This is a genomic window from Maribacter orientalis, assembly GCF_900109345.1.
GTDB lineage: Bacteria > Bacteroidota > Bacteroidia > Flavobacteriales > Flavobacteriaceae > Maribacter > Maribacter orientalis.
Genome location: NZ_FNZN01000003.1, coordinates 234789 through 259200 on the forward strand (window position 1 = coordinate 234789; position 24412 = coordinate 259200).

Sequence of the window (24412 nt, forward strand, 5' to 3'; positions counted from 1 at the left end):
ATTATTTTGGGGGATTTATTTATGATGTAATAATTTTTTATATATAAGTGTTTAAAATACACTTTTTTTAATTATTATTGTTGAACAAATTGTAGGGAACTAAAACACTAATTCGATTTTAAATATGGCTAGAATTTTTATTTTCCATATTTAAGGTTAATAATCAATTCATTAAATAAATACACTTTATGTATAAACATTTTTTAAAGTCTGGGGCAATTTTGATCTTGGTTGGCTTCTCCCAATTAATTTCTGCTCAAACAAAAATTGAAATTGTTAGTATTGAAAACTCACCAACAATCAGCAAACACATTTATGGCCATTTCGCTGAGCACTTGGGTAGATGCATTTATGAGGGTTTTTATGTTGGTGAAAATAGTGTCATCCCCAATTCAGAGGGCGTACGAATAGATATCATTGAAGCTTTAAAAGAATTACAGATTCCGAATTTACGTTGGCCTGGAGGGTGTTTTGCGGATACCTACCATTGGATGGATGGGATAGGCGATTTGGAAAAAAGGCCAACCATCGTAAACACTTGGTGGGGCGGAGTAACTGAGGATAATAGTTTTGGAACCCACAATTTCTTGAACCTTTGTAAGGAATTAGGAGCTGAGCCTTATTTATCGGGTAATGTAGGTAGTGGCGGGGTACAGGAATTGGCAGATTGGGTGCAGTACACCAATTTTAAGGGCAAAAGCCCCATGTCCGATCTAAGACGTGAGAACGGTAAGGAAGAACCTTGGGGAGTAAAATATTGGGGAATAGGAAATGAAGCTTGGGGTTGTGGAGGTAACATGCGTCCGGAATACTACGCAGATATCTATAAAAAATACGTTACGTTCATGTCTGATGCCGATGTAGAGGGTGGTATTTATAAAATAGCCTCAGGGGCCAGTAATGACGATTATAACTGGACAGAGGTATTGATGAAAAATATACCCAAAAATATGTTACAAGGGGTAGCCCTTCACCATTATTCGGTTATCGATTGGGGTGCTAAAGGTCCGGATGTAAATTTTGATGAAGAAACGTATTTCAAGACCATGAAGGAATCTTGGTTGATGGAAGAGCTCATTGTTAAGCATACTGCCATAATGGATAAGTATGATGAGGAAAAAAAAGTAGATTTGATTGTTGATGAATGGGGTGGTTGGTATGAAGTATCCGAAGGTACTAATCCCGGGTTCCTATACCAACAAAATACGATGCGAGATGCCATGATTGCGGGGATGAACTTGAATATTTTCAATAATCATGCGGATCGCGTAAAAATGGCGAATTTAGCACAGGCGGTCAATGTCTTACAGGCGGTTATTTTGACCGATAAGGAGAAGATGATTCTCACCCCGACCTATCATGTGATGAACATGTACAAGGTACATCAAGATGCTACCTTGATACCACTATCTTTCGATTCGCCAATGTATTCTTTTGATAATGAGTCATTACCTGCACTAACGGTTTCAGCATCTAAAGATTCAAGCCAAAAAGTCCATATTTCCTTTACCAATATAGATACCAAAAAGAGTAATACGGTTGTCATTGACTTGAATGAATTCAAATTGAAGAATATCAATAGTACCATTTTAAGTTCAATTAGTTTACAGGACCATAATTCTTTTGAAAATCCGAATAAAATTACTCCTAAAAATTTCAAGGATTTTAAATTCGCAAAAGGTGTTTTAGAACTAACTATACCACCTTTTTCGGTAATTGTTGTAGAAGGTGATATGATGTAATAAATTTTAATAAGTATTTATTACTTATAACTTTATAATAACAAGGATTTGAAAAAGGCATTTGTAATTGGGTTAGATTATGGTTCAGATTCCGTTAGGGCTGTATTGATAAATTCTAAAAACGGAAAAGAGATTGCATCTGAAGTCCACTGGTACAAAAGATGGATGGAACAAAAATATTGTAACCCTTCTATTAATCAATTTAGGCAACATCCACTTGACCATATAGAAGGTTTGGAGTTTACAATAAAATCTGTAATGAATCAGAGTAAAGTAAATCCTGAAGGAGTAAAAGGAATTTGTATAGATACTACAGGTTCATCACCTGTTCCAGTGAGCAAAAATGGAGTTCCGTTGGCAATGGTCGATGGTTTCACTGAGAACCCGAATGCAATGATGGTGCTTTGGAAAGATCATACCGCGATTAAAGAAGCTGAACTGATTAATGAATTAGGAGTAAGTTGGGGCGGTGAAAATTACACTAAATATGTTGGGGGTATTTATTCTTCTGAGTGGTTTTGGGCAAAAATCGCACATATAGTTAAGGAAGATGAAGCGGTTAAAAATAATGCCTTCACATGGATGGAGCATTGCGATTTAATGACCTATCTGTTAATAGAAAATAAAGATTTAAAATCATTTAAACGAAGTCGATGCGCGGCAGGTCACAAAGCCATGTGGCATGAAAGCTGGGGTGGACTTCCGCCTAAAGAATTTTTAGAAAAGGTAGACCTGTATCTGGCGGATTTGCTAGATAATCTTTATAATGAAACATACACTTCTGATAAGGTTGCGGGTAATTTAAGTCAAGAATGGGCAGATAAACTTGGTTTAACTACCGACACCGTTATCGCGGTCGGTACGTTCGATGCACATTCAGGTGCAGTAGGTGCCAAAATAGATAAGAATGCCCTAGTGAGGGTAATGGGTACCTCTACATGTGATATCATGGTGGCAACTAATGATGCTATTAATGGGAAAACTATTAAAGGTATTTGTGGTCAAGTCGATGGTTCTGTAATACCTGGTTTGATTGGGTTAGAGGCAGGTCAATCTGCCTTTGGCGATTTGTTGGCTTGGTTTAAAGATGTGCTAGATTGGCCAATTGATAATTTGGTAATGACATCAACTATTTTGTCGGAACAGCAAAAAATAGATTTAAAAAATGAAATCGAGAACGACTTCATTAGAAAATTATCAGATGCAGCAGAAGCTATTCCGTTATCGGAAAGTATACCAACAGCCTTAGATTGGATAAACGGAAGAAGAACACCCGATGCCGACCAAAATCTTAAAAGTGCAATTTCAAATTTATCATTAGGGAGTAAAGCGCCACATATATTCAAGGCATTGGTAAACGCTATATGTTTTGGTTCCAAAAAAATTGCCGACCGATTTAAAGAAGAAGGAGTTCGAATAGATGCTGTTATCGGTATTGGTGGTGTAGCAAGAAAATCGCCATACATTATGCAGACTTTAGCCAATGTAATGAACACGCCTATAAAAGTAGCAGCCTCTGATCAAGCCCCTGCATTAGGTGCAGCAATTTACGCAGCGGTAGCATCAGGCATTTATTCAAATGTTGTTGAGGCAAGTACCCATATGGGTAGTGAGTTTGAAGCAGAATACCACCCTCAAAAAGATACCATTGAAACCTATGAGAAATTAATGGATTCTTACACAGCCTTAGGAGACTTTATTGAAAGTTCAGTTAAAAAAAATTAGAAGCATGAGTTCAAAATACAAAGCACTTAAAGAAGAATGTTTTGAAGCAAATATTGAGCTTAATAACCTTGGGCTTGTCATTTATACTTTCGGTAATGTAAGTGCCGTTGATAGGAAAAATGGGGTTTTTGCAATTAAGCCAAGTGGTGTGCCGTACGAAAAGTTAACTCCAGATGCTATTGTGATTGTAGATTATGATAATACTATTATAGAAGGCTCTATGAGACCTTCTTCAGATACAAAAACACATGCCTTTCTGTATAAAAACTGGAATCATATTGGTGGTATAGCACATACGCATGCTATGTATTCGGTAGCATGGGCCCAGGCCCAAAAAGATATTCCCGTATTCGGTACGACGCATGCGGATCATTTAACTGCCGATATACCTTGCGCCGAACCCATGAAAGATAACCTTATACAAGGTAACTACGAGCATAATACAGGAATTCAGATTCTTGATTGTTTTAAAGAACGGAACTTATCATCTGAAGAAGTTGAAATGGTTTTGATCGGTAATCACGGACCTTTTGCATGGGGTAAAACAGCAGCTAAAGCTGTTTATAACAGTAAAGTCTTAGAAACTGTCGCACAAATGGCATATTTGACTCTGCAAATAAACCCAAATGCGGTAAGATTAAAAGATGCTTTAATAAAAAAACATTACGAACGTAAGCATGGTAAAAATGCCTATTACGGACAATAATAATTAGAATACATTGATGATTACAAATATGGCGGAAAAGGAAATATGGTTTGTTACGGGCAGCCAGCATTTATATGGACCTGATACTCTTAAACAAGTAGCAGAAAATTCTCAAGACATTGTTAATGGGTTTAACTTCTCAAAAGAAATACCTGTTAGTATAGTTTATAAACCTACGGTTAAAACTCCAAATGAAATTACAGATATCTGCCTAGAAGCAAGTTCAAGCAAAAACTGTATTGGGGTAATTACGTGGATGCATACGTTCTCACCCGCTAAAATGTGGATTAAGGGTTTGAGTGTTTTAAATAAACCTTTATGTCATTTACATACGCAATACAATGCCGAAGTACCATGGGAAACCATTGATATGGATTTCATGAACCTTAATCAATCGGCACACGGGGATAGAGAATTTGGTCATATGATGACCCGTATGCGTAAAGATAGAAAAATTGTTGTCGGACATTGGCAGACAGAAAGGGTTCAACAAAAATTAGGAAACTGGGCGCGTGTTGCTTTAGGGTGGGATGAATTTCAGAATCTTACCGTTGCACGAATTGGCGATAACATGAGAGAGGTTTCGGTTACAGATGGTGATAAGGTAGAAGCGCAACTACGATTTGGTTTTTCTGTAAATGGTTATGACTCATCTGATGTGGTAAAACACATAAATAAGTTAACCCAAAAGCAAGTAGATGCTTTGGTTAAAGAATACGAGGATAGTTATGTGCTAAGTGAAAAGCTAAAAAGTGGTGGAGAAAAAAGAGAATCACTTATTGATGCTGCAAAAATAGAATTAGGGCTAAGGGCATTTTTAGATGAAGGCGGTTTTAAAGCCTTTACCGATACATTTGAAAACTTAGGAGAGTTGAAACAATTACCCGGTATTGCTACACAGCGATTAATGGCCGATGGTTATGGCTTTGGTGGCGAAGGAGATTGGAAAACATCTGCTTTGTTACGTGCTTTAAAAGTTATGGCTAAAGGGTTGAATGGTGGAACTTCTTTTATGGAAGATTACACCTACCATTTTACTCCTGAAAAGGCGTATGTTATGGGATCTCATATGTTGGAAATCTGTCCATCCATTGCAGATGGAAAACCGTCTTGTGAAGTACATCCCTTAGGCATAGGAGGTAAAGAAGATCCGGTACGTTTGGTTTTTAATTCACCTGCAGGACCTGCAATTAATGTGTCACTAGTAGATTTAGGTAATCGTTTTAGGTTGGTGGTCAATGAAGTAGAGGCTGTAGAGCCAATGGGTAAATTGCCTAATTTGCCAGTAGCAAGAGTGCTTTGGGATGCAAAACCCGATTTAGAGGTTGCAGCTACATCTTGGATATTGGCTGGCGGAGCTCATCATACTGTTTATTCTCAAGCGCTGACTACTGAATTTATGGAAGATTTTGCAGAAATGGCAGGTATTGAATTGGTAGTAATCGATAAGAATACGACGATTCGTGAATTTAAAAATCAATTAAATGCCAATGAGGCGTATTTTCATTTATTCAAAAATAATTTGTAATAATTCTTAAAATATGAAACCAATCACCAAAACCTGTTATTTATTTATGTTATTTGGCATTTTAATGCTGAACATAAACTGTAAAGAAAAAACAATGAAAAAAGGCAGCGAAGAAATGTCAAAAGAAGTAGCTAAGACAATCAAAGTTGAAAGAAGTGATTACGGGGTAGCGAAAAGTGGTGAAACAGTTGAATTATTTACCCTTAAAAATAAAAGTGGATTTGAGGTTGATATCATAACTTATGGTGGCCGTATTACTTCTATAAAATCTCAAGATAAAAAAGGAAACTTAGAGAATGTTGTTTTAGGTTTTGAGAATTTAGAACAATATGAAAAAGATAATCCATTTTTTGGAGCATTGGTAGGTCGTTACGGTAACCGAATAGCTAAAGGTAAATTCAGCTTAAATGGTACAGAATATACCTTGGCTAAAAACAATGGAGAGAATAATTTGCATGGGGGTTTGAAAGGATTTGACAAGGTTGTGTGGAAGGTAATAGAGGTAAATGAGGGTGATAAGGGGGTTTTGAAGCTTAGTTATTTAAGTAAGGATATGGAAGAAGGTTTTCCGGGTAACTTAACTACTATGGTAACTTATACATTAAATCCTGATAATAGTTTGGACGTCTTGTACGAAGCTACAACAGATAAAACTACTGTCGTTAACCTTACCCAGCATTCATACTTTAATCTTTCTGGTAATTTTTCACAAACGATTCTGGATCATGAAATAGAAATTAATGCTGACACATACATTCCTGTCGATAGTGGGTTAATACCGACAGGAGATTTAGCAACGGTAGAAGGTACACCTTTCGATTTTAGAAAGGCAAAACTAATAAGCCAAGACATAAATGCAGAAAATGAACAAATAGAACTCGGAGGTGGGTTTGACCATTGTTGGGTATTGAACGATTATGAATCTGGTTATCGTTCAGTAGCCAAAGCATATCACCCAGAGTCTGGTCGCACATTAGAGGTGCTAACCGATGAACCCGGCATACAATTTTACACAGGTAATTTTTTAGATGGAACACTGCCGGCACCAAACGGTGGAACATACATTAAGAGAAGCGGATTTTGTTTAGAAACACAACATTATCCAGATTCTCCAAATCAACCAAAATTTCCTTCTGTTACTTTAGAACCAGGAGATAAATATTCAACCAAAACTACCTTTAAGTTTTCTACCAAATAAACCATTAGCATGCAACAATTAGACAATTTAGACTGGATTAGTATTTTACTTTACTTTTTAGTACTGGTCGGAATAGCCGTTTGGGTTATTCGAAAGAAAGAAGACAATACAGAAGATTATTTTTTAGCCGGTAGAAATATCGGTTGGTTCGTGGTAGGTGCCTCAATATTTGCATCAAACATTGGTTCGGAGCATGTAGTTGGTTTAGCAGGTACGGGTGCAAGTAATAAACTTCCCTTGCTTATTTATGAAATACATGCGTGGGTAGTATTGATGTTGGGTTGGGTATTTTTACCATTTTATGCTAGAAGTGGTGTTTTTACGATGCCAGAGTTTTTGGAGAAACGCTTTGATGCAAGATCAAGATGGGTATTATCTATATTTTCAATAGTGGCTTATGTACTTACGAAAATTTCAGTAACCATTTATGCTGGTGGTGTAGTGGTTTCTGCCTTGTTGGGTATTGATTTTTGGACGGGTGCCATTGCAACGGTTGTATTAACAGGGATTTATACTGTTTTAGGTGGAATGCGTGCAGTGGTTTATACAGAAACACTTCAGGCAATTCTTTTGGTTGTTGGTGCAGCAGTTTTAACTTTTATCGGTTTAGATAAAGTTGGGGGCTGGGGAAGTATGGTAGATACCTTAGGACCTGAATATTTTAATATGTGGCGACCTGCAACAGATCCAGATTTTCCTTGGCCATCGCTTTTCATTACCAGTACAATAGTAGGTATTTGGTATTGGTGTACGGATCAATATATTGTGCAAAGAACCTTAACTGCAAGAAACATTAAAGAGGGTAGGCGCGGTACTATTTTTGGGGCCTTATTAAAGCTTTTACCTGTCTTTTTGTTTTTAATTCCTGGGGTTATAGCGTTGACCTTGAAAATGCGAGGTGAATTACAATGGGATAATCCAGATGAGGCGTTCCCTGTATTGATGAGTAATTTATTGCCATCTGGCTTACGAGGTCTAGTTGCTGCAGGATTACTAGCTGCTTTAATGAGTTCATTGGCTTCGGTATTCAACTCTTGTTCTACGCTTTTTACAGTTGATGTTTATAAAAAATTGAGACCCAATACTCCAGAAAAGAAATTGGTGAGAACAGGTCAAATTGCTACAGTATTTGTGGTCATTATAGGAATTATTTGGATTCCTATTATGGCAAATATTTCTGGTGTGTTGTATGAATATCTACAGAGTGTTCAATCGTATATTGCGCCACCAATAACAGCTGTTTTCTTATTAGGTATTTTCTATAAGCGAATAAATGCTACAGGTGCCTTTTATACCTTGGTAATGGGTATTGTAGTAGCCTTTATCCGAATATCCTTAGAATTGGTAAAAGGAAGTTTAGATCCAGATGGAATCTTATTTTATCTGGGGGATATGAATTTCTTAAGCTTTGGAGCATGGTTCTTTTTGTTTTGTTTGATTTTCATGGTAGTAGTTAGTTTATTGACAAAAGCGCCAGATCAAGAACAAATTGTAAACCTAACTTTTGGTACCATAACGGAGGAAGAAAAGAATAAAAACAAGAGTAGTTATAATTGGGTAGATGTGATGGTTTCCATTATAATTATACTAATTGTAATAGGTATTATGATATTTTTTAACGGTAAATAATATCACTTTTAATCGCAATTAAAAGTTGATAGTGTTTTCAGATTTTGAGAGCATTATCAGCTTTTTTCATTTATATTTTAGTATAAATATCGTGCGTCAAAAATTTTAATTATAACGATCATCAATCGACATTTTGTGAACTAACTTTAGAGTACTAAAATGAAGATATGCAAAAACCGAATAAAAGATTAGAAGGACAAACTTGTATTGTTACCGGTTCTAGTGATGGTATAGGAGAGGCCGTAGCAAAGGCAATGGCTATGGAAGGTGCCAATATGGTTATCAACTATCATAGTAGTAAAGAAGACGCTGAGGAAGTTGCACATTGGATAAGCTCTAAATCTGAATGCGGTAATGCTATTGTAGTTAAATGTGATGTTAGTAAGGAAGATGAGGTTAAATCTATGTTCAAAAAGGGCATAGCTGAATTTGGTACCGTTGATGTATGTGTAGCCAATGCCGGGATGCAACTAGACCATCCATTACACGAAATGCCATTGAAAGATTGGCAAAGAGTTATAGACGTAAATTTAACCGGACAGTTTCTTTGTGCCAAAGAGGCAATAATTGAATTCAAAAGAAGAGGAATACGACTAGAGATTTCAAAATCTTTAGGCAAGATAATTCATATGAGTTCTGTACATGAAGTAATTCCTTGGGCAGGTCATGCGAACTATGCCGCATCTAAAGGAGGTTTGGTAATGTTGATGCAAACTATTTGTCAAGAATACGGTCCAGATAAAATACGATGTAACTCAATAGCACCGGGTGCTATAAAAACAGATATAAATAAAGATGTTTGGAGTACTAAAGAGGGTAGGGAAAGTATGTTGAAATTAATTCCATACAAAGAAATTGGAATTCCTGATGATATTGGCAGTGTAGCCAGTTGGTTGGCATCAGATGAATCTGAATATATAAATGGAACGACCATATTTGTTGATGGAGGGATGACCTGTTACCCAGGTTTTACCGCAAATGGATAATATTAAAAATAAGAAAGCCGCCTAACAGGCGGCTTTCTTATTTCATTCTAAATGGATTAATTCGTCATTGGCTTATAATCGAACTTTTGACCCCCAATTGATGCATCTGCCATTAGCCCTGCTTTTGGTAGTGCAAAAACTGCAACGCCATCTCTATACTTTGCATTAACTGCAATACCAGATTTTAAAGCAACTGCTGAGGCTTCAGCTGAAAATTCAAAATCACCTTCTTTAAATTTTGCTAAGTCAGCTTCTGTTTCAAAGAATATAATTTCAGTAATTGCTTGACCACCTGCCTGTAGACCTACACTTAATTTTTTTAAATTGGCCATTCCTATCATAATTCCGTTTTCATAAACTACTCCATTTCCAGAAGCGCCACCAATAATGAATCCGCCTTTACCAACATTAGGGAATACCACATATCCGGCTGAATTCTTAAAAAAGTGGTCTAGGCCCACTTCCATTTTCATTAGCTTGTCTTTAGCTTTATTTGCATCTTTTATTATCTTTTGGTCTTTCTTGTTTTGTGCATTTAGACCAATGGCTAAAAATAGCAGTGTAGTTAACGTAATTGATTTTAAGATTTTCATGTGTTCTATTTATTAATTTTTTTTTGATTAAACTGTCACTGTAAAATTAGAAATGATAAATTATCTAATGTATCTTTTTTGATATGAATTTTAATGTATTTGCATTCTAACGTTTTGTAAATCAGTTAAATAAAAGTTAATATTTCATCTTTCCTTAAAGCAGTAACTGTTTTGTAGCACAGAATAATTTTAATATTTTTCTTAAAAATTTGTTAATTTAATTTTTTCGATTTATATTTCTACTGTAAACCAGACACATACTGATATGGACAAAAGAGATAATTTCTTCGATTCTAAAATGATTGTGAATTTAATGTTAGCATTAACACTAATGTTGTCTGCTGTTTATTACTTAAACTATTCTGAGGAGATACAAGATGAGGTAACAACGGTAATAGTAAACTCATTAAATGATGTTAATAATAGTTTAGCTGAGCAGGAATCTGCTCGAAAATAATAGAAATTTCTGACCATAACTATATGCTACCGAAACTATATATTCGGTGGCTTTTTTTATTTTGATATGTAACAGATGTATTTATTGTTTACCAATTATCACATTGGCTACCAAGGCGGCGATAATCATTAGAATTCCCATTAGGCTCCAAATGGAATATATATCATGGAACCAAGTAACTCCTATCAAAATCGTAAATATTACTTCAATATATTTAAGTGGAGCAACTAAATTGGTCTTAGCTATTTGAAAAGCTTTGGTCATGAATACTTGTCCGAAGAATCCAAAAATACCGAGGCTTAATAATAATAACCAATCATTTTCTTTCGGTTGAATCCATCCTTTTATACTTAATACACCGCCAATTACTGTGCCGATAAACATGAAATAATTTACAATTACTAATGGATGGTCGCTATTGCCTATTTTACGTATAAGAACATAAACCAGTCCACTAAAGACTGAAGCAACTAAAACTAACAGCAGACCTGTTGTATTGAGTTCTTGGTCAAAACCTTTTAAAACCAACACTCCACTAAATGCTAATAAAAAGAGAAACCATTGAATAGTTTTTAGTTTCTCATTTAGTAAAAAAATAGCAAAAACTGCGGCATATATTGGTGCCAGGTACCTCAGGGAAACGGCTGTGCCTACAGGTAAATATTGCAATGACATAAAAAAAAGACTCATAGCGGTTATCCCGGCTAAAGCTCTAAAAATCAGTAATCTTCTACTGTTACCTAAGATTGGAATTCCTTTAATCAAAATATAGGTAGTTCCTAATAGTAAAGAGCCAGCTGTTCTGAAAAAAACAATTTCAAAGGTCGGATAATAACTGAGGTATTTTACAAACGAATTCATTAAACTGAATGAAAACGTGCTTATAATCATAAAGAGAATTGCTTTCTTCACGGTCTATTGAAATAGTAGGCAAAGTTACAGGTGTGGAGAGTAAATAAGCTACTCTATACTAGAAAATATTAGAATGGGTATAATTTTCATCAAACTGATAATATTATTGGGTAAAAAAGCCATGGTTCATTGATTGTAATAATTGAATTCAGTTAATAAATTGGGAATCTAGTTTTTATAAAGACTATAATTCACGAGTTCATTTTAAGAAATCCCTTAACTTGGCATAGCAAAGGTAAATAGTAAAGAAGCTACGTTTTTTATCGTTAGAAAACTGTAGAATTTCATTTTGTAGATAAGGTGTTAGAGGTGGTTAGCGATTTACAATAATAGCATTAAAAAAATTTTGAATTAAATCCTTTAGAATAAAAGAAATATATATATGAACGAGTTATTATCTTTAAAAAATAGGAATTACGCACTTTCTGGAGGTACTGGTACTCTTGGAGGTTCAATTGCTGAATACCTTGTTAAAAATGGGGCAAATGTATTATTACTTGGCAGATCAGAAGACAAGTTAAAGGCTAAGCAAGATGAATTGAATGCTATAGTAACCAACAGCACCCATATTTTTAAGGTAGATGTTATGAATGAGGGGCAACTTACTACATTAAGGAAAGAAATAAAAAAAGAATTCAACCATTTAGACGGACTCGTAAACCTTGCTGGTGGAAACATACCTGGAGCAACATTGAAACCTGATCAGACGATTCAAGATATAGCAATGGGGGATACCCAAAAAGTAGTCGATATTAATTTATTTGGTACTGTGATTCCAACAATTATATTGAGCCAATTAATGGTAGAGCAGGGTTATGGTTCCATAATAAATATTTCTTCAATGGCCGCTAAGCAAAGTATTTCTAGGGTATTGGGTTATTCAATGGCAAAAGGAGCCATAGATATTTTTACAAAATGGATGGCAAATGAGCTTGCCTCTAAACACGGAGATAAAATAAGAGTGAATGCCATTGCGCCGGGTTTTTTTATTGGCAATCAAAACAGAAGATTGTTAACTAATGATGATGGTACTTATACTGAAAGAGGTAACAGCATAATTAAAAATACACCTATGGGGCGTTTTGGTGATGCTTCAGAACTTAATGGTATGGTGCACTATTTGTTAAGTGACGCTTCTAGTTTTGTTACTGGTAGTGTTTACGACGTTGATGGTGGTTTTAGTTCATTTTCAGGTGTATAGCCAATATTTTATATAGAAATAACTATGCGGTTTTATAGCTTTTGAATCGTATTTAAATACTTTATTTTGTAATCGATTGTATTCAGTATTTATAAAGGTATTATCCTTTAGAATCATTTATTTGTAAGTAAAAAGTATGGATTATTTAAAGAAGACCTTTCGCTGGTTCGGTCCTGAATTTGGAGTAACCTTATCAGATATAAAACAATTGGGTGTAGAGGGAATTGTAGCTGCATGTCAAAAAGTTCCAATTGGTGAGGTGTGGCCTTCAGAAACGATTGCTACATTAAAATCTGAAATTGTGGCCCATGGTATGGAATGGGCGGTAGTTGAAAGTGTCAATATTCATTCGGCAATTAAATACGGACTACCAGAAAGGGATACCTATATTGCCAATTACATTCAAACGCTTAAAAATCTTGCTGAAAAAGGTATATACGATGTATGCTATAATTTTATGCAATTGATAGATTGGACACGTACCGATTTGGATTTTATTTTACCAACAGGTGCGTCGGCTTTACGATATAGCCCAATTTCTGCAGCAGCTTTTGATTTATTCATTTTAGAACGAGAAAACGCAAAAGAATCATACACTAAAGAAGTATATGATGAAACGAAAACTTACTTTAATGGACTTACGGACTTTGGGAAAAGGAAACTAGAAGAATCCATTTTGTCCGGAATGCCAGGCTCTAGAAAGCTAATTGCATTAGAAGATTTTAAAGCCAATCATGCTACAGTTTTAAAAATCTCTAAAAAACAACTTCAAGATAATTTGTCTTATTTTTTAAATGCCGTTATTCCTGAAGCTGAAAAAATTGGTGTCCGTATGGCTATTCATCCAGATGACCCACCATTTTCTGTATTTGGTGTACCAAGAATTGTTTCTAATTACGAAGAAATTAAATTTTTATTAGAATGTTGCCCATCACCAAGTAATGGACTTACTTTTTGCTCTGGCTCGTTAGGTGCATCTGCAAATAATGATTTGGTAAAGATAATCGATGATTTTGGTGATAAAATTCATTTTATTCATTTAAGGAATGTCATGCGAGAAGAAGATGGCAGTTTTTATGAAGCAGATCATCTTAACGGTTCAGTGCCAATTGAAAAAGTGATGAAAGCTATTATAAAGCAACAACAGTTGCGGAAAAAGACTGGCAACGGTATTATTAGTATTCCGATGAGACCGGATCATGGTCATGTTTTATTAGATGACAAAAGGCGCCAAAATGCATTTTATTCTGGTTATTCCTTAATCGGTAGAGCAATGGGTCTTGCACAATTAACAGGTTTGGAGAAAGGTATACGAGAAGGTCTTCAAGTTTAAAGTTCCTGAATATTTAGTTTAAATCAGAGTTATATCTCTGTATATTCAGGTCATTATTATGTTGTCTAAATTTATTTATTTCATGCGTTTTAAGCTTATTTTATTTTTCACCCTTGGTTATGTTTTATGCTCATGTGAATCCTCTAATAAGAAAATGAGAGTTTCATTAGATTCCTATAAAATTGAAGAAGGGTTTGAATTAGAAGTTATTGCTGCAGAACCACTTTTGAAAGCACCCGTTGCTATAGATTTTGATGGCAAAGGTAGAATATGGGTGGCCCAAATGCCTGGTTATATGAATGATATTCACGGCTCAGGTGAAGAAGACCCAACTGGGAGTATCCTAATTCTAGAAGATTTGGACAAGGATGGAGTAGCCGACCATTCGAAAATTTTCATGGATAATTTAGTAATGCCTCGTGCATTGGCACATGTATATGGTGGCTTACTTTATGCCGAACCACCCTATTTATGGTTTGTTGAAATTGAAGATGATCAACCTGTCAATAAAATTCTGGTAGATTCTGTTTATGCGGTAGAAGGTAATCCTGAACATCAACCAAATGGATTAGAATTAAATATTGATAATTGGATTTATAATGCCAAATCGAATTTTAGATATAGGCGAACAAATGGTGTTTGGAAAAAAGAACCAACAACCTTTAGAGGACAATGGGGTATTACCCATGATAATTTTGGAAGGTTATATTACAATGATAATTCAAGAATACTATTGGGCGATTATGTTTTGCCAAATACCGTAATAAATAATAAATACTTTACACCAAAATCTAGTGTTGATAAGCTTCTGACAACTGACCAAAGAGTATATCCAGTCCATACCGCTGCAGTAAATAGGGGATATGCGAAAGGTGTTTTAAATGCTGACAGTATATTAGTAAATGCAACTGCTGCCTGTAGTCCATTGGTTTATAGAGGAGGTGCGTTTACAGAATCGTATGATCAGAATGTTTTTATATCTATACCAGAAGGTAATTTGGTGAAAAGAGCGCTTTTGAATTTTACTGGTGATTCAGTCATTGCAAAACAAGCTTGGCAGAATAAAGAATTTTTAACTTCTTCTGATGAAGGCTTCCGTCCGGTAAGTTTAAAGAATGGTCCAGAAGGCAGTATGTATATTGTTGATATGCATCGTGGTATTATTGGTCATCAAGCATATATGAGTCCTTATCTAAGAGAAAAAGTAAAAGAGGATAGGTTAGATACGTTGGTCAATTTTGGAAGAATATTAAAAGTAAATCATGTGGATGCTATGGCTGATATCATTCCTGATTTTGATAATTTGAACGGAACAGAACTAATTTCTCTGTTATCCAATAAAAACGGATGGATTCGTGACCGAGCACAACATTATTTGATTTTTAAAGGATTAACCCAGACTATTGACGCAGTTAAGGATGTAGCACTCAACTCCAAAAATAAATTAAGCCAAATACATGCTTTATATGTTCTAGAAGGTTGGGACGCATTGTCATTTGATTTCTTAGTGGAGGTTATGAACACCGATAATCTTGAGGCTATTGCTCATGCCCTTGTGCTATCACAACATTTTGTTTCCGAAGAAAATATAGAAAAGGCAGTTAGTGTTTTTAATTCAATTTTGAAGAAAAATAAACTTGGTTTGGATGTTTATTTGGGTGGTTCAATAGGAAGTTGGATAGCCCTTAATGAAGATAAGTTTACTCCAATTATGTTGGAGATTTTAAAAAGAAGAAAACTTAATAGCACTATTACTGAAGCGGTAGTTAGTGGATTGACCGGTGTTGATACCTTAATTTCTAGTAATAAAGCGATAATGGATACCCTGAAGCATACTGAATTTGTAAATAAGCTTGTCAGGAGTATTTCAGATAAAAAACAGGGTAATCTAAATTCAATTTATACTAGAAAAAAAATTAAAGAAGATAACAGAACTAGTGGGTCAAAAATGTTTTTCCAAATTTGTGCATCATGCCATGGGTCCGACGGAAAAGGCATAGAAGGGCTAGCGCCTCCTTTAATGAATTCTGAGCACGTGAAAAATACAGCACGTTTAGCGCTAATACTACTACATGGCTTAGAAGGTCCTGTACATGTAAACGGTGAAGAATACAATATGAATTTGGCAATGCCGGGTCTAATAAGAAATGAATCTATTTCAGATAAAGATATTGCCGACATAATATCATATGTTACCAATGCTTTTTCTGATGTTCCCAAAACATTGCGTAAAGTGCATATTAATAAGCTTAGAAGTATAAAATCTGCTTCTGGGATGGAATTTACTGAAGAGGAATTAAAAGCTCTTGATAAGTAAATCTACTTATAAAAGAAAATTAACATCTAAAATATTTTTTTTAATTGATGATTTTAAGTTTTTGAACAGCCCTATTGTACTCGTACAAGCAATGGATTTTTCAAACCTTCTGAAAAGTGTTGTAAATATTCATTCCACTCATTTTTATTTTGAAATTGACCACTCTTTTTCCACCCAAAACCTGCATAGTAGGTTACATTAGTATTTTCACTAGAAATGTGAACGAACAAATTGCTAGCGTCCTGTATATTTGTTACATAATGTTCATGGCCAACCATAGTATTGTTTGGAACAACAATACCGGTGCCTAATTGAGAATCGTCATGTGGTTCCCAATAACTAACCCATCCGTACTCATCATTCGTTGTTATTTCACCTTCTCGTTCATGTAATGTTAAACCTGAAGAAATTGTGTCGGTTCCTTTAACTGTTACTTCAAATTTAGAAAGGTTACTTCCATTATCTAAAGAAATTTTCTTTTTCTCCGATATTTTCTTTCCACCGGCATCCCATGATGCATATTCTAAAATGAAAGAAGTACGTATAGGTCCATTGAACAAAGTTTTCCAAGCGGTAAAATTTTTCGAAATATAATAGGTGCTATCTACTTTTTTAGCGATACCGCCAACACCTCTGCTTATACCTACATGAAAATTATCTAGACCTTCTCCTGTATCTTCGTGATAAGAACCCGTGTTAGAGGTTTCCTTTTTATACCATTTATTGATAATGGGATATTCAACTCTTTTTAACCATGCATCAATACCGCTTGAGAGTGTTCCTCCGTTGATATTGGATTCAATCATTTCTTGAGCTCTTGGGCCATATGTGCGGAATGCTACCCTATTGTTTTCCCAAGCATAATCGTCTGTTCTTTCTGGTACGAACCTAGAATAACAGGCTGGTATACTATCCTTTTCTTTAGAAATTGCACCAGTTTTTATATTAAATTTTCTCTCAGAATTGGCGGGCATTTCAGGTTGAAACAAAAGCACGTCAAACTTGCCATCGTTATTCTCATCAATTACTTGTGAAATAAGTTTTTCACCCGTTTCAAAATCTTCTATAAAAATAGATTCATTACCGCCACTAAGTCTTAGTTTTTCTAAGTCTAAAGTGACTGTTTCAAAACTTCTATTTGTATTTAAAGTGTTTTGTACGGTAATAATCGTGTTCGAGTTATTGTTACATGATAAAATAAGAAGTAAGATTACGAACTGGAACACGATTTTCATAATGTCATTGTTTTTAAATAGAAGTATCTAATTGTTGACTTTTTCGAATCCCCATTTCCAATCCTCTTAATTCAGCTAAACCTCTTAGCCTACCTATTGCTGAATAACCAGGATTTGTTTTCTTCCTCAAATCGTCTAACATTTTATGGCCATGATCAGGTCGCATAGGCATTCTAGTATCTTTTCTACCAGCTGATTTTCTTTTTTCCTGTTCATTGATCAACGCCTTCATAACTGAGTACATATCTACATCGCCTTCTAAGTGATTCGCTTCATGAAAATTGCCATCGGCGTCTCTTTGTGTGCTGCGTAAATGAATAAAATGTATGCGATCTCCTAAACGTTCTATCATACCAAGTAAATCGTTATCAGGCCGAACTCCAAAAGAACCCGTGCAAAAAGTTAATCCGTTGTTTGGACTATCAACGGCATTGTATAGGTCAATAATATCTTGCTCTGTGCTTACGACCCTTGGCAGCCCTAATATTGGAAACGGCGGATCATCAGGATGTATACACATTTTTATACCCGATTTTTCGGCAATCGGAATAATTTCAGATAGAAATTGGAATAAGTTTTCTTTTAATTCTTTAGGACCAATAGAATCATAAGTGGCCAAAATAGTATTGAATTCTTCTAAGGTATACCCTTCTTCTGCACCTGGTAAACCTGCAATAATATTGCTAATTAATTTCTTTTTTCCTTCTTCGGAAATATTCTTAAGAAATTCTTTGGCGGCAGATTTTTGAGACTGCGAATACGTTTCTTCAGAACCTGGTCTTTTTAATAAATACATTTCAAAGGCAGCGAAAGCAACTGCTTCAAAACGAAGTGCGGTTGAACCATCTTCCACCTTATAATCTAAATTCGTTCTTGTCCAATCCAGTACAGGCATGAAGTTATAACAGACCGTATCGATGCCACATTTTCCTAAATTAATAAGTGTCTGTTTGTAATTTTCATAGTAGACTTTAAAATCACTTTTTTGGGTCTTAATATCTTCATGAATAGGAACGCTTTCTACCACAGACCAAGTAAGACGAGCCGACTCAATTATTTTTTTACGTTCCGTAATTTCTTCTATTGACCAAACCATTCCATTAGGAATATGGTGTAAAGCACTAACGACACCCGTGGCACCTGCTTGTCTTATATCTTGTAGTGAAACTGGGTCATTAGGCCCGTACCATCTCCATGTGTTTTCTAAACTCAATTCTTAACAATTTTAAATTAATTTTCCTAATAACCTCTTTTTAAGCAAACATTTTATAGTAAAGGAGGCGGAGTCAACATTTCTAATAGGGATGTAAATTAGCCATTAGAGCGTTTGTTCAAGATACTATATCCATTCATATTTACGATATTTTTTGTATCTAATTATAACAGGGTAAATTTAAAAAGTATGGAGACTGTTTAATTGTTAATAGGGAATGGTCTCCAAAATAAACAGTGTTGCATAAACCTACAGAATTTTAAAATAAAAGAGTTAATTGAATCCAATAGCATTATAACATTGAGTATAATGGGCGTAAATAATTTATTATTGACCTATGAAATAGGTGCATTTTATATTTTTAGTTATACTTTCTTTTGAGAATTTTTACTAAAAACTAAGAATAAAACGCCGCATAATAACCAGGCAGGCAATGTTACAAAAGAAAGAAAAACATCGAATTGAACCGATATAAAATAGAAGAGTCCGAAGCTAATTGCCCAAGCTAATAAAACCGATTTATTGAATTTTATATTTGCCAATTCAGCATAGTTCTGAGCGATGCCTGCTTGCTTATGGAAAAAATGTTCAAATACGATAACAGCGCCAACAGGAGCTAATATGAATCCGTAAAGCGCTACAAAATCCAATAATTTCATGGCAAAGGCAGGAAATAAACCTGCAATTGTTGCAATAGAACCTGCTAAAATGGTCACCCAAAAGGTAGATGCTTTTGGTATAATAGCCTGAAAAGCGAGTCCGGCTCTATAAATAGTTGGGTTAGCGGTTGTCCAGCCTGCCAACACCACTGCAATAATTCCAAAAACACCTATCGCATTATAGGCCAATGGACCAGGTGCAACATTAGGTGCTTGACCTTGAGCCAATAAGGCTTGTGCCTCTGGAGATTGTACATAGACGGCATACAATAATGCTGCTGCAATCCATGCCATATAGTGACCTACATACATACCAGCAGCTGTTGTCCATCCAGAACTCGCTTTTTTTGCAAAACGAAAAACAGAAAGGTCAGACATGCCGATATGCATTGCGGCATTGGCAAACCAAGACCAAAAGAACACATGCCAAAACGTATATTTTATTTGCCCAGGGAACGGTTCGCTACCTTCTCCCCAGATATTCCAAAAATCTTTAAAACTACCTACGCCCAATTGCTGTAATGCTACTACACCACAGGCAACAAAAGCCAAAACTATTACAGGAGACATCCAATTCGCTGCTTTAGAAACCGTTTCATATCCTTTGGAAGCTATCAACGAAATGATCGCACCAATAGCCACTACAATAATTATCCATGTAGCACCATTAGGCATTGTGTCGGTTAGTTTAGGCATTTCCATATCAAACGGAATTCCCACAGCAGTAGCAGAAACCGTAATCATGGCCCCAGCCAAAAAGCAGAATAAGATACCATTAGCCAAGTTATACCCGATCACTAATTTTTTACCGCATATTTTTTCCAATTGATAATACAGGGTAAGTCTTCTCTTTACAGCAATTTCTGAAGTCAAGAAGCGCCAGCTAAAAACGGCCATTAAATTCCCTAATAGTAATCCAATAATCAAATCAAAAGCACTAACACCTGTAGTTAAAAACAACGGCCCTATAACAAATTCTGTGCCTGCAGCATGTTCACCAGCATACATTCCAAGAAAGCTTTTCCAACTTTTAAGGCTTGATTTTGGTACGGGTTGTCTTTCAAATTCACCGCCGGCAATTTCCTCTATTTCTTCTTCTATATTGAATTGGCTCATAATAAACGTATGGTTGGTTATTGCTTTATTAGATGCTTATGTAAATCCTCAACACGTTCACAGCACAGTTGGTCCATGACCTGCTTAAATTGGGTTTTTAACATGCCAATAGTATGGTCTCCACCTTTATTTCCTAAGGCACCGGTACCATAGACAAAAGAACGGCCCATAAAAGTAAATTTTGCCCCACTAGCCATGGCACGTGCTATATCTGGGCCTGAACGAAGTCCGCTGTCCATCATAATTTCAATTTGGGCACTATATTTTGCTGTAATTTCCTGAAGTGAGTTTATGGTAGATTGTGCTGCATCTAACTGTCTGCCACCATGGTTGGATACGATGATGCCGTCAAAACCCATTCGTATCGCATCCTGTGTGTCTTGTTCAGAGGCCACACCTTTCAAAACTAATTTCCCTTTCCATTTATCACGTATTGGCTTAATCTTTTCTTCGTTTAATCGACCAGAAAAGGTCTTGTCCATAAATGCGCCTAATTGACGAAGGTTAAGACCTTCAGGTGTATACGGTTTTAATGTTTCAAAAGTAGGTTGGCCATATTTTAGGGTATTATAGGCCCAAGCTGGTTTTCCTAAAATTTGTAGGATATTGGAAGCGGTCATTTTTGGCGGCAAGGCCAATCCATTTCTAAAATCGCGTGGGCGGTATCCAAAAGTGGGTACGTCACATAACAATACCAGAACTGGACAACCGGCGGCTGTGGCACGGTCTATAATACTATCACGAATGGCATCGTCTACGGGATTATATAATTGAAACCAAGCATTACCTTCAGTTAGTTCACTAGCTTTTTCAATATCCATTGTAGTAACCGTACTCAGTATAAAGGGTATATTATGGTTATAGGCCGCTTTGGCCAATATGGCTGGAGTGTTCGGCCACATTAAACCTTGTAATCCAACTGGGGCTATGCCGAACGGAGCATCGAATTCCATTCCCAATACCTTGGTCTTTATAGAGCTAGTACCGTAATTTCTTAAATACCGTGGTTGAAGCTGTACCTTTCTTATTTCTGAAGTATTTCGGCCAAGGCTAACATCTTCATTACAGCCACCATCTAAATACTCAAAAGCAAATTTGGGTATTCTCTTTTTTGCCTTTAATCGTAAATCATCTACGGATGGATAATCAGAATTGAAACTCATTGCCATAGCTACTTTCTTATTTTATAATGAACGGTACGTGTTTTTTTAAACTGTAATTTTTTTTCAAAAACTTGGAATTCAACTTACTATCCGAAATCGCTATGGCCGCTCCTAAAGCTGAACCAAGTGAAGAATCGGTTGTACGTAATTCCATATTTCTCAAATAATGCGTCAATAATTTTATGTATACATCATTATCACTGAAACCACCATCAATATAAAGCTTTTCTATATTATCGTCACCTGTTGCTTCTTTTATGCTGTCTACCTGTAACCATACCAACTCAATCATTAAATGATGATAGGCATGTACAAAATTATCGTAAATAATCTTCGTTTCTTTGGGCATGGTTTCGGTTACAATACCTTCCCACCTAAAGATAGGTTTCATGTTCTGTAAAATTTCAAAATAGGTATTGTAATCAAATTTTATGGACTTATGGTAATCTTCAGAAACCTTAAAATAATCGGATAATTTTTTTACCTGAATCGTATACTCTTTCCCTAAAAATAAGCGTGCCGATTTTACCGGCTTGCCGTTTATGCGCATGTAGTTGATGCAATTGTTTGCGATGTCATCTTTCGTAAGCAAATGGTCTGAAAAAGGATTTAAGGCAATACTCCATGTACCCGTAGAAACAAGAATAAATTTCTTTTTTATACTTCTTACATAAGGCAAAAGTGCTGCAGAACTATCATGAATACCCACGCCTATTTTTATGCGCTTGCCATTATAGTTCATGTTGATGCTGGTCTCGGTCGACACAATTGGAGGTAAAATTTCATGAAAGCCTTCGGCATAAACCCAGGTGTGGTAGTCTTTTTTTGAAAAATCCCATAAAGCCGTATGGCAACCGATACTGGTATATTCACTGATAGGTATACCAGTAAATATATAGCTGATATATTGTGGTAGATGTAGCGAATATCTTATTTTTTTGAACACTTCAGGTTTAGCATGTTTCAGCCAATATAATTGCATACCAGAATTAAGCATGCCGTCATTTGAGGAACCCGTAGACACTGCCATTTCTTCTTCAGGTCCATATTTATCATAAAACGAACTAGTAATTTTTGAATCTAAAGGTTTGGTATAGTTGTAAAGTGGAGTTACCACATCGCCGTTATCATCTAGGTGGACAAAACTAGCCCCATAGGTGGAAAAATTGATGGCCTTAATATTGTATTTGTCTGATTTTAATATCCTATCAAAGACACTTTTTAACCAATTTTGAAGGGATTTTAAATCTTCAGTTGGGTGACCGTCCTCATCGACAATAGTATCGAAAGTAGTATATTCTCTATACACTTCTTGATAATCAGCATCAAAAAGAAAGAACTTTTTGTTTGTCTTTCCTATATCGAATATGGCGGTTACCTTCTTCATTTGTTATAAACCTGTAGCAACAGAATTCATACCTCTTTCTTTAATCAATCCTTCTCGAATTCTTAAGGAGCGATATGATTTTAAAGGGTTTATTACGCCACCTGATAATGCTCTTGCCTGTGCTAATAGAGGTCGAACATCGGTTCGGTATGCATTCTGCATAATTTCTTGGCACAGTGTCACATCGTTTCTTTCTTGGGCCGCTTTTAATTCTTCTTGATCTACCAATAGTGCTTTGGCGTAAGCTTCTAGTATTGCCTCCAAAGATTGTAATAAATCTTCCAAAGGATCCTTGATATTGTGACTTGCATCAATCATCCATGCTAGATCCGGATTCTGAGGATTATTTTCCATTCCGTATACCAATTCGTTGAAAATCAAGAATAGGGCATAGGGTTTTACACTACCAACTGTACTATCATCATCACCATATTTGCTGTCATTAAAATGGAAACCTCCTAATTTTCCTTTTAGCATTAAGGTAGAAACTATTTGTTCAATATTAGTATTGGGTAAGTGGTGCCCTAAATCTACTAAGGTGTATGCCTTTTCACCGCAAGCGTTGGCCAACATAAACGAAGTTCCCCAATCTTGTATTACAGTACTATAAAAATTAGGTTCATAAGGTTTATACTCGATGAACATTTTCCAATCATCAGGTAATTCTGAATAGATGCTTTTAAGGCTATTTTCTGCATGAATCAATGAAGATTGAAAATTGCGTTGACCTGCAAAGTTTGCGCCATCGGCCAACCACACAGTTAAACTTTTAGAGCCCAATTTTTCACCTATATTAATGACGTCAATGTTATGTTGAATGGCCTGTTCTCGTGCCGACGCATTTAAATTTGACAATGAACCAAAACGATAACTTTCTTTTGCATCTTTTTGATCTTGAAACGTATTTGAATTTACCGCGTCAAAAACTAATCCGTTAATTTTTGCTCGTTCTTTTATTGCATCATAATCTTGTGGAATATCCCAAGGAATATGTAATGAAATTGCGCCTGCCGTTTTGGTAAGTGCATGTAAAACACCTACGTCATCAATTTTTTGTTCCAAAGTAGATGGTTCTCCAAAATAGGAGAATCTACCAAAACGAGTACCACCTGCACCCAATGCCCAACTGGGTATAGCTACTTGAAAATCGGCCAATTTTCGAAGAATCGCATTCACATCTTTATCTTGCTTATCTAACTGATGGGATAAAAAGTCGAAACCGTCTTTATGGTTTTCAGATGAATTTTTATTTTCATCCGCTATATGTTGTTTGTTAATTCTCATCTGAATTTAAGTAACAGTAAATTTATAA

The 24412-nt window shown here is 35.6% G+C and carries 19 protein-coding genes; 11 read left to right on the forward strand and 8 right to left on the reverse strand.

From position 1 onward, the window contains the following. Positions 1-188 precede the first annotated feature (188 nt). The 7 genes from BMY56_RS08080 (at position 189) to BMY56_RS08110 (ending at position 9514) form a co-directional block, all read left to right on the forward strand. The gene (locus BMY56_RS08080; protein ID WP_091622429.1) at positions 189-1742 is read left to right on the forward strand and encodes an alpha-N-arabinofuranosidase; all 1554 of its coding nucleotides are present in this window, start codon (positions 189-191) and stop codon (positions 1740-1742) included. 48 nt (positions 1743-1790) lie between these two features. Further along, positions 1791-3467, forward strand: a complete 1677-nt coding sequence (locus BMY56_RS08085) for a ribulokinase (protein WP_091622431.1) — start codon at positions 1791-1793, stop codon at positions 3465-3467. Between the two features lie 4 nt (positions 3468-3471). Then, positions 3472-4173, forward strand: coding sequence for an L-ribulose-5-phosphate 4-epimerase (locus BMY56_RS08090; protein WP_091623235.1), 702 nt, complete (start codon positions 3472-3474; stop codon positions 4171-4173). 16 nt (positions 4174-4189) lie between these two features. Then, positions 4190-5701: an L-arabinose isomerase gene (gene araA / locus BMY56_RS08095; RefSeq protein WP_394332497.1), complete on the forward strand. Its 1512-nt coding sequence runs from the start codon at positions 4190-4192 to the stop codon at positions 5699-5701. Positions 5702-5795: 94 nt separating this feature from the next. Next, positions 5796-6899 carry an aldose epimerase family protein gene (locus BMY56_RS08100; RefSeq protein ID WP_245737179.1) on the forward strand — a complete coding sequence of 368 codons (1104 nt, stop codon included), beginning with the start codon at positions 5796-5798 and terminating at the stop codon, positions 6897-6899. Between the two features lie 9 nt (positions 6900-6908). Then, positions 6909-8528, forward strand: a complete 1620-nt coding sequence (locus BMY56_RS08105) for a sodium:solute symporter (RefSeq protein ID WP_091622436.1) — start codon at positions 6909-6911, stop codon at positions 8526-8528. A gap of 167 nt (positions 8529-8695) precedes the next feature. After that, complete coding sequence (locus BMY56_RS08110; protein ID WP_091622439.1) at positions 8696-9514, forward strand: glucose 1-dehydrogenase; 819 nt, start codon at positions 8696-8698, stop codon at positions 9512-9514. Positions 9515-9570: 56 nt separating this feature from the next. Here the strand turns inward: BMY56_RS08110 and BMY56_RS08115 are convergent, their stop codons facing one another. Continuing rightward, positions 9571-10107, reverse strand: a complete 537-nt coding sequence (locus BMY56_RS08115; RefSeq protein ID WP_091622442.1) for a lipid-binding SYLF domain-containing protein — start codon at positions 10105-10107, stop codon at positions 9571-9573. Between the two features lie 265 nt (positions 10108-10372). Between BMY56_RS08115 and BMY56_RS08120 the strand changes: the two genes are divergently transcribed. Further along, positions 10373-10564 (forward strand): hypothetical protein, encoded by a 192-nt coding sequence (locus BMY56_RS08120; RefSeq protein WP_091622444.1) that lies wholly within the window; start codon positions 10373-10375, stop codon positions 10562-10564. An 81-nt stretch (positions 10565-10645) separates the two neighbouring features. Here the strand turns inward: BMY56_RS08120 and BMY56_RS08125 are convergent, their stop codons facing one another. Beyond that, positions 10646-11476, reverse strand: coding sequence for a DMT family transporter (locus BMY56_RS08125; protein WP_262493780.1), 831 nt, complete (start codon positions 11474-11476; stop codon positions 10646-10648). Between the two features lie 382 nt (positions 11477-11858). On the opposite strand from BMY56_RS08125, the gene BMY56_RS08130 reads away from it, so the two are divergent. The 3 genes from BMY56_RS08130 (at position 11859) to BMY56_RS08140 (ending at position 16327) form a co-directional block, all read left to right on the forward strand. After that, positions 11859-12677: an SDR family oxidoreductase gene (locus BMY56_RS08130; RefSeq protein ID WP_091622449.1), complete on the forward strand. Its 819-nt coding sequence runs from the start codon at positions 11859-11861 to the stop codon at positions 12675-12677. 136 nt (positions 12678-12813) lie between these two features. After that, the gene (gene uxuA / locus BMY56_RS08135; protein WP_091622452.1) at positions 12814-14010 is read left to right on the forward strand and encodes a mannonate dehydratase; all 1197 of its coding nucleotides are present in this window, start codon (positions 12814-12816) and stop codon (positions 14008-14010) included. A gap of 82 nt (positions 14011-14092) precedes the next feature. Further along, entirely contained in the window at positions 14093-16327 is a 2235-nt protein-coding gene (locus BMY56_RS08140) for a DUF7133 domain-containing protein (RefSeq protein ID WP_091622455.1), read from the forward strand. A 71-nt stretch (positions 16328-16398) separates the two neighbouring features. Here the strand turns inward: BMY56_RS08140 and BMY56_RS08145 are convergent, their stop codons facing one another. From BMY56_RS08145 to BMY56_RS08170, 6 genes are all read right to left on the reverse strand, one after another. Next, positions 16399-17562, reverse strand: coding sequence for a DUF4861 family protein (locus BMY56_RS08145; RefSeq protein ID WP_091622458.1), 1164 nt, complete (start codon positions 17560-17562; stop codon positions 16399-16401). A gap of 13 nt (positions 17563-17575) precedes the next feature. Continuing rightward, the gene (uxuA, locus tag BMY56_RS08150) at positions 17576-18775 is read right to left on the reverse strand and encodes a mannonate dehydratase (protein WP_091622461.1); all 1200 of its coding nucleotides are present in this window, start codon (positions 18773-18775) and stop codon (positions 17576-17578) included. Positions 18776-19140: 365 nt separating this feature from the next. Further along, positions 19141-20550, reverse strand: coding sequence for a purine-cytosine permease family protein (locus BMY56_RS08155; protein ID WP_091622463.1), 1410 nt, complete (start codon positions 20548-20550; stop codon positions 19141-19143). A gap of 17 nt (positions 20551-20567) precedes the next feature. Further along, a complete protein-coding gene (locus tag BMY56_RS08160) occupies positions 20568-21719 on the reverse strand; it encodes an alpha-hydroxy acid oxidase (RefSeq protein WP_091622466.1) in 1152 nt (383 codons plus the stop codon). A gap of 10 nt (positions 21720-21729) precedes the next feature. Then, the gene (locus BMY56_RS08165) at positions 21730-23100 is read right to left on the reverse strand and encodes an FGGY-family carbohydrate kinase (protein ID WP_091622468.1); all 1371 of its coding nucleotides are present in this window, start codon (positions 23098-23100) and stop codon (positions 21730-21732) included. 3 nt (positions 23101-23103) lie between these two features. Continuing rightward, entirely contained in the window at positions 23104-24384 is a 1281-nt protein-coding gene (locus BMY56_RS08170) for a sugar isomerase (RefSeq protein WP_091622471.1), read from the reverse strand. Positions 24385-24412: the final 28 nt, after the last annotated feature.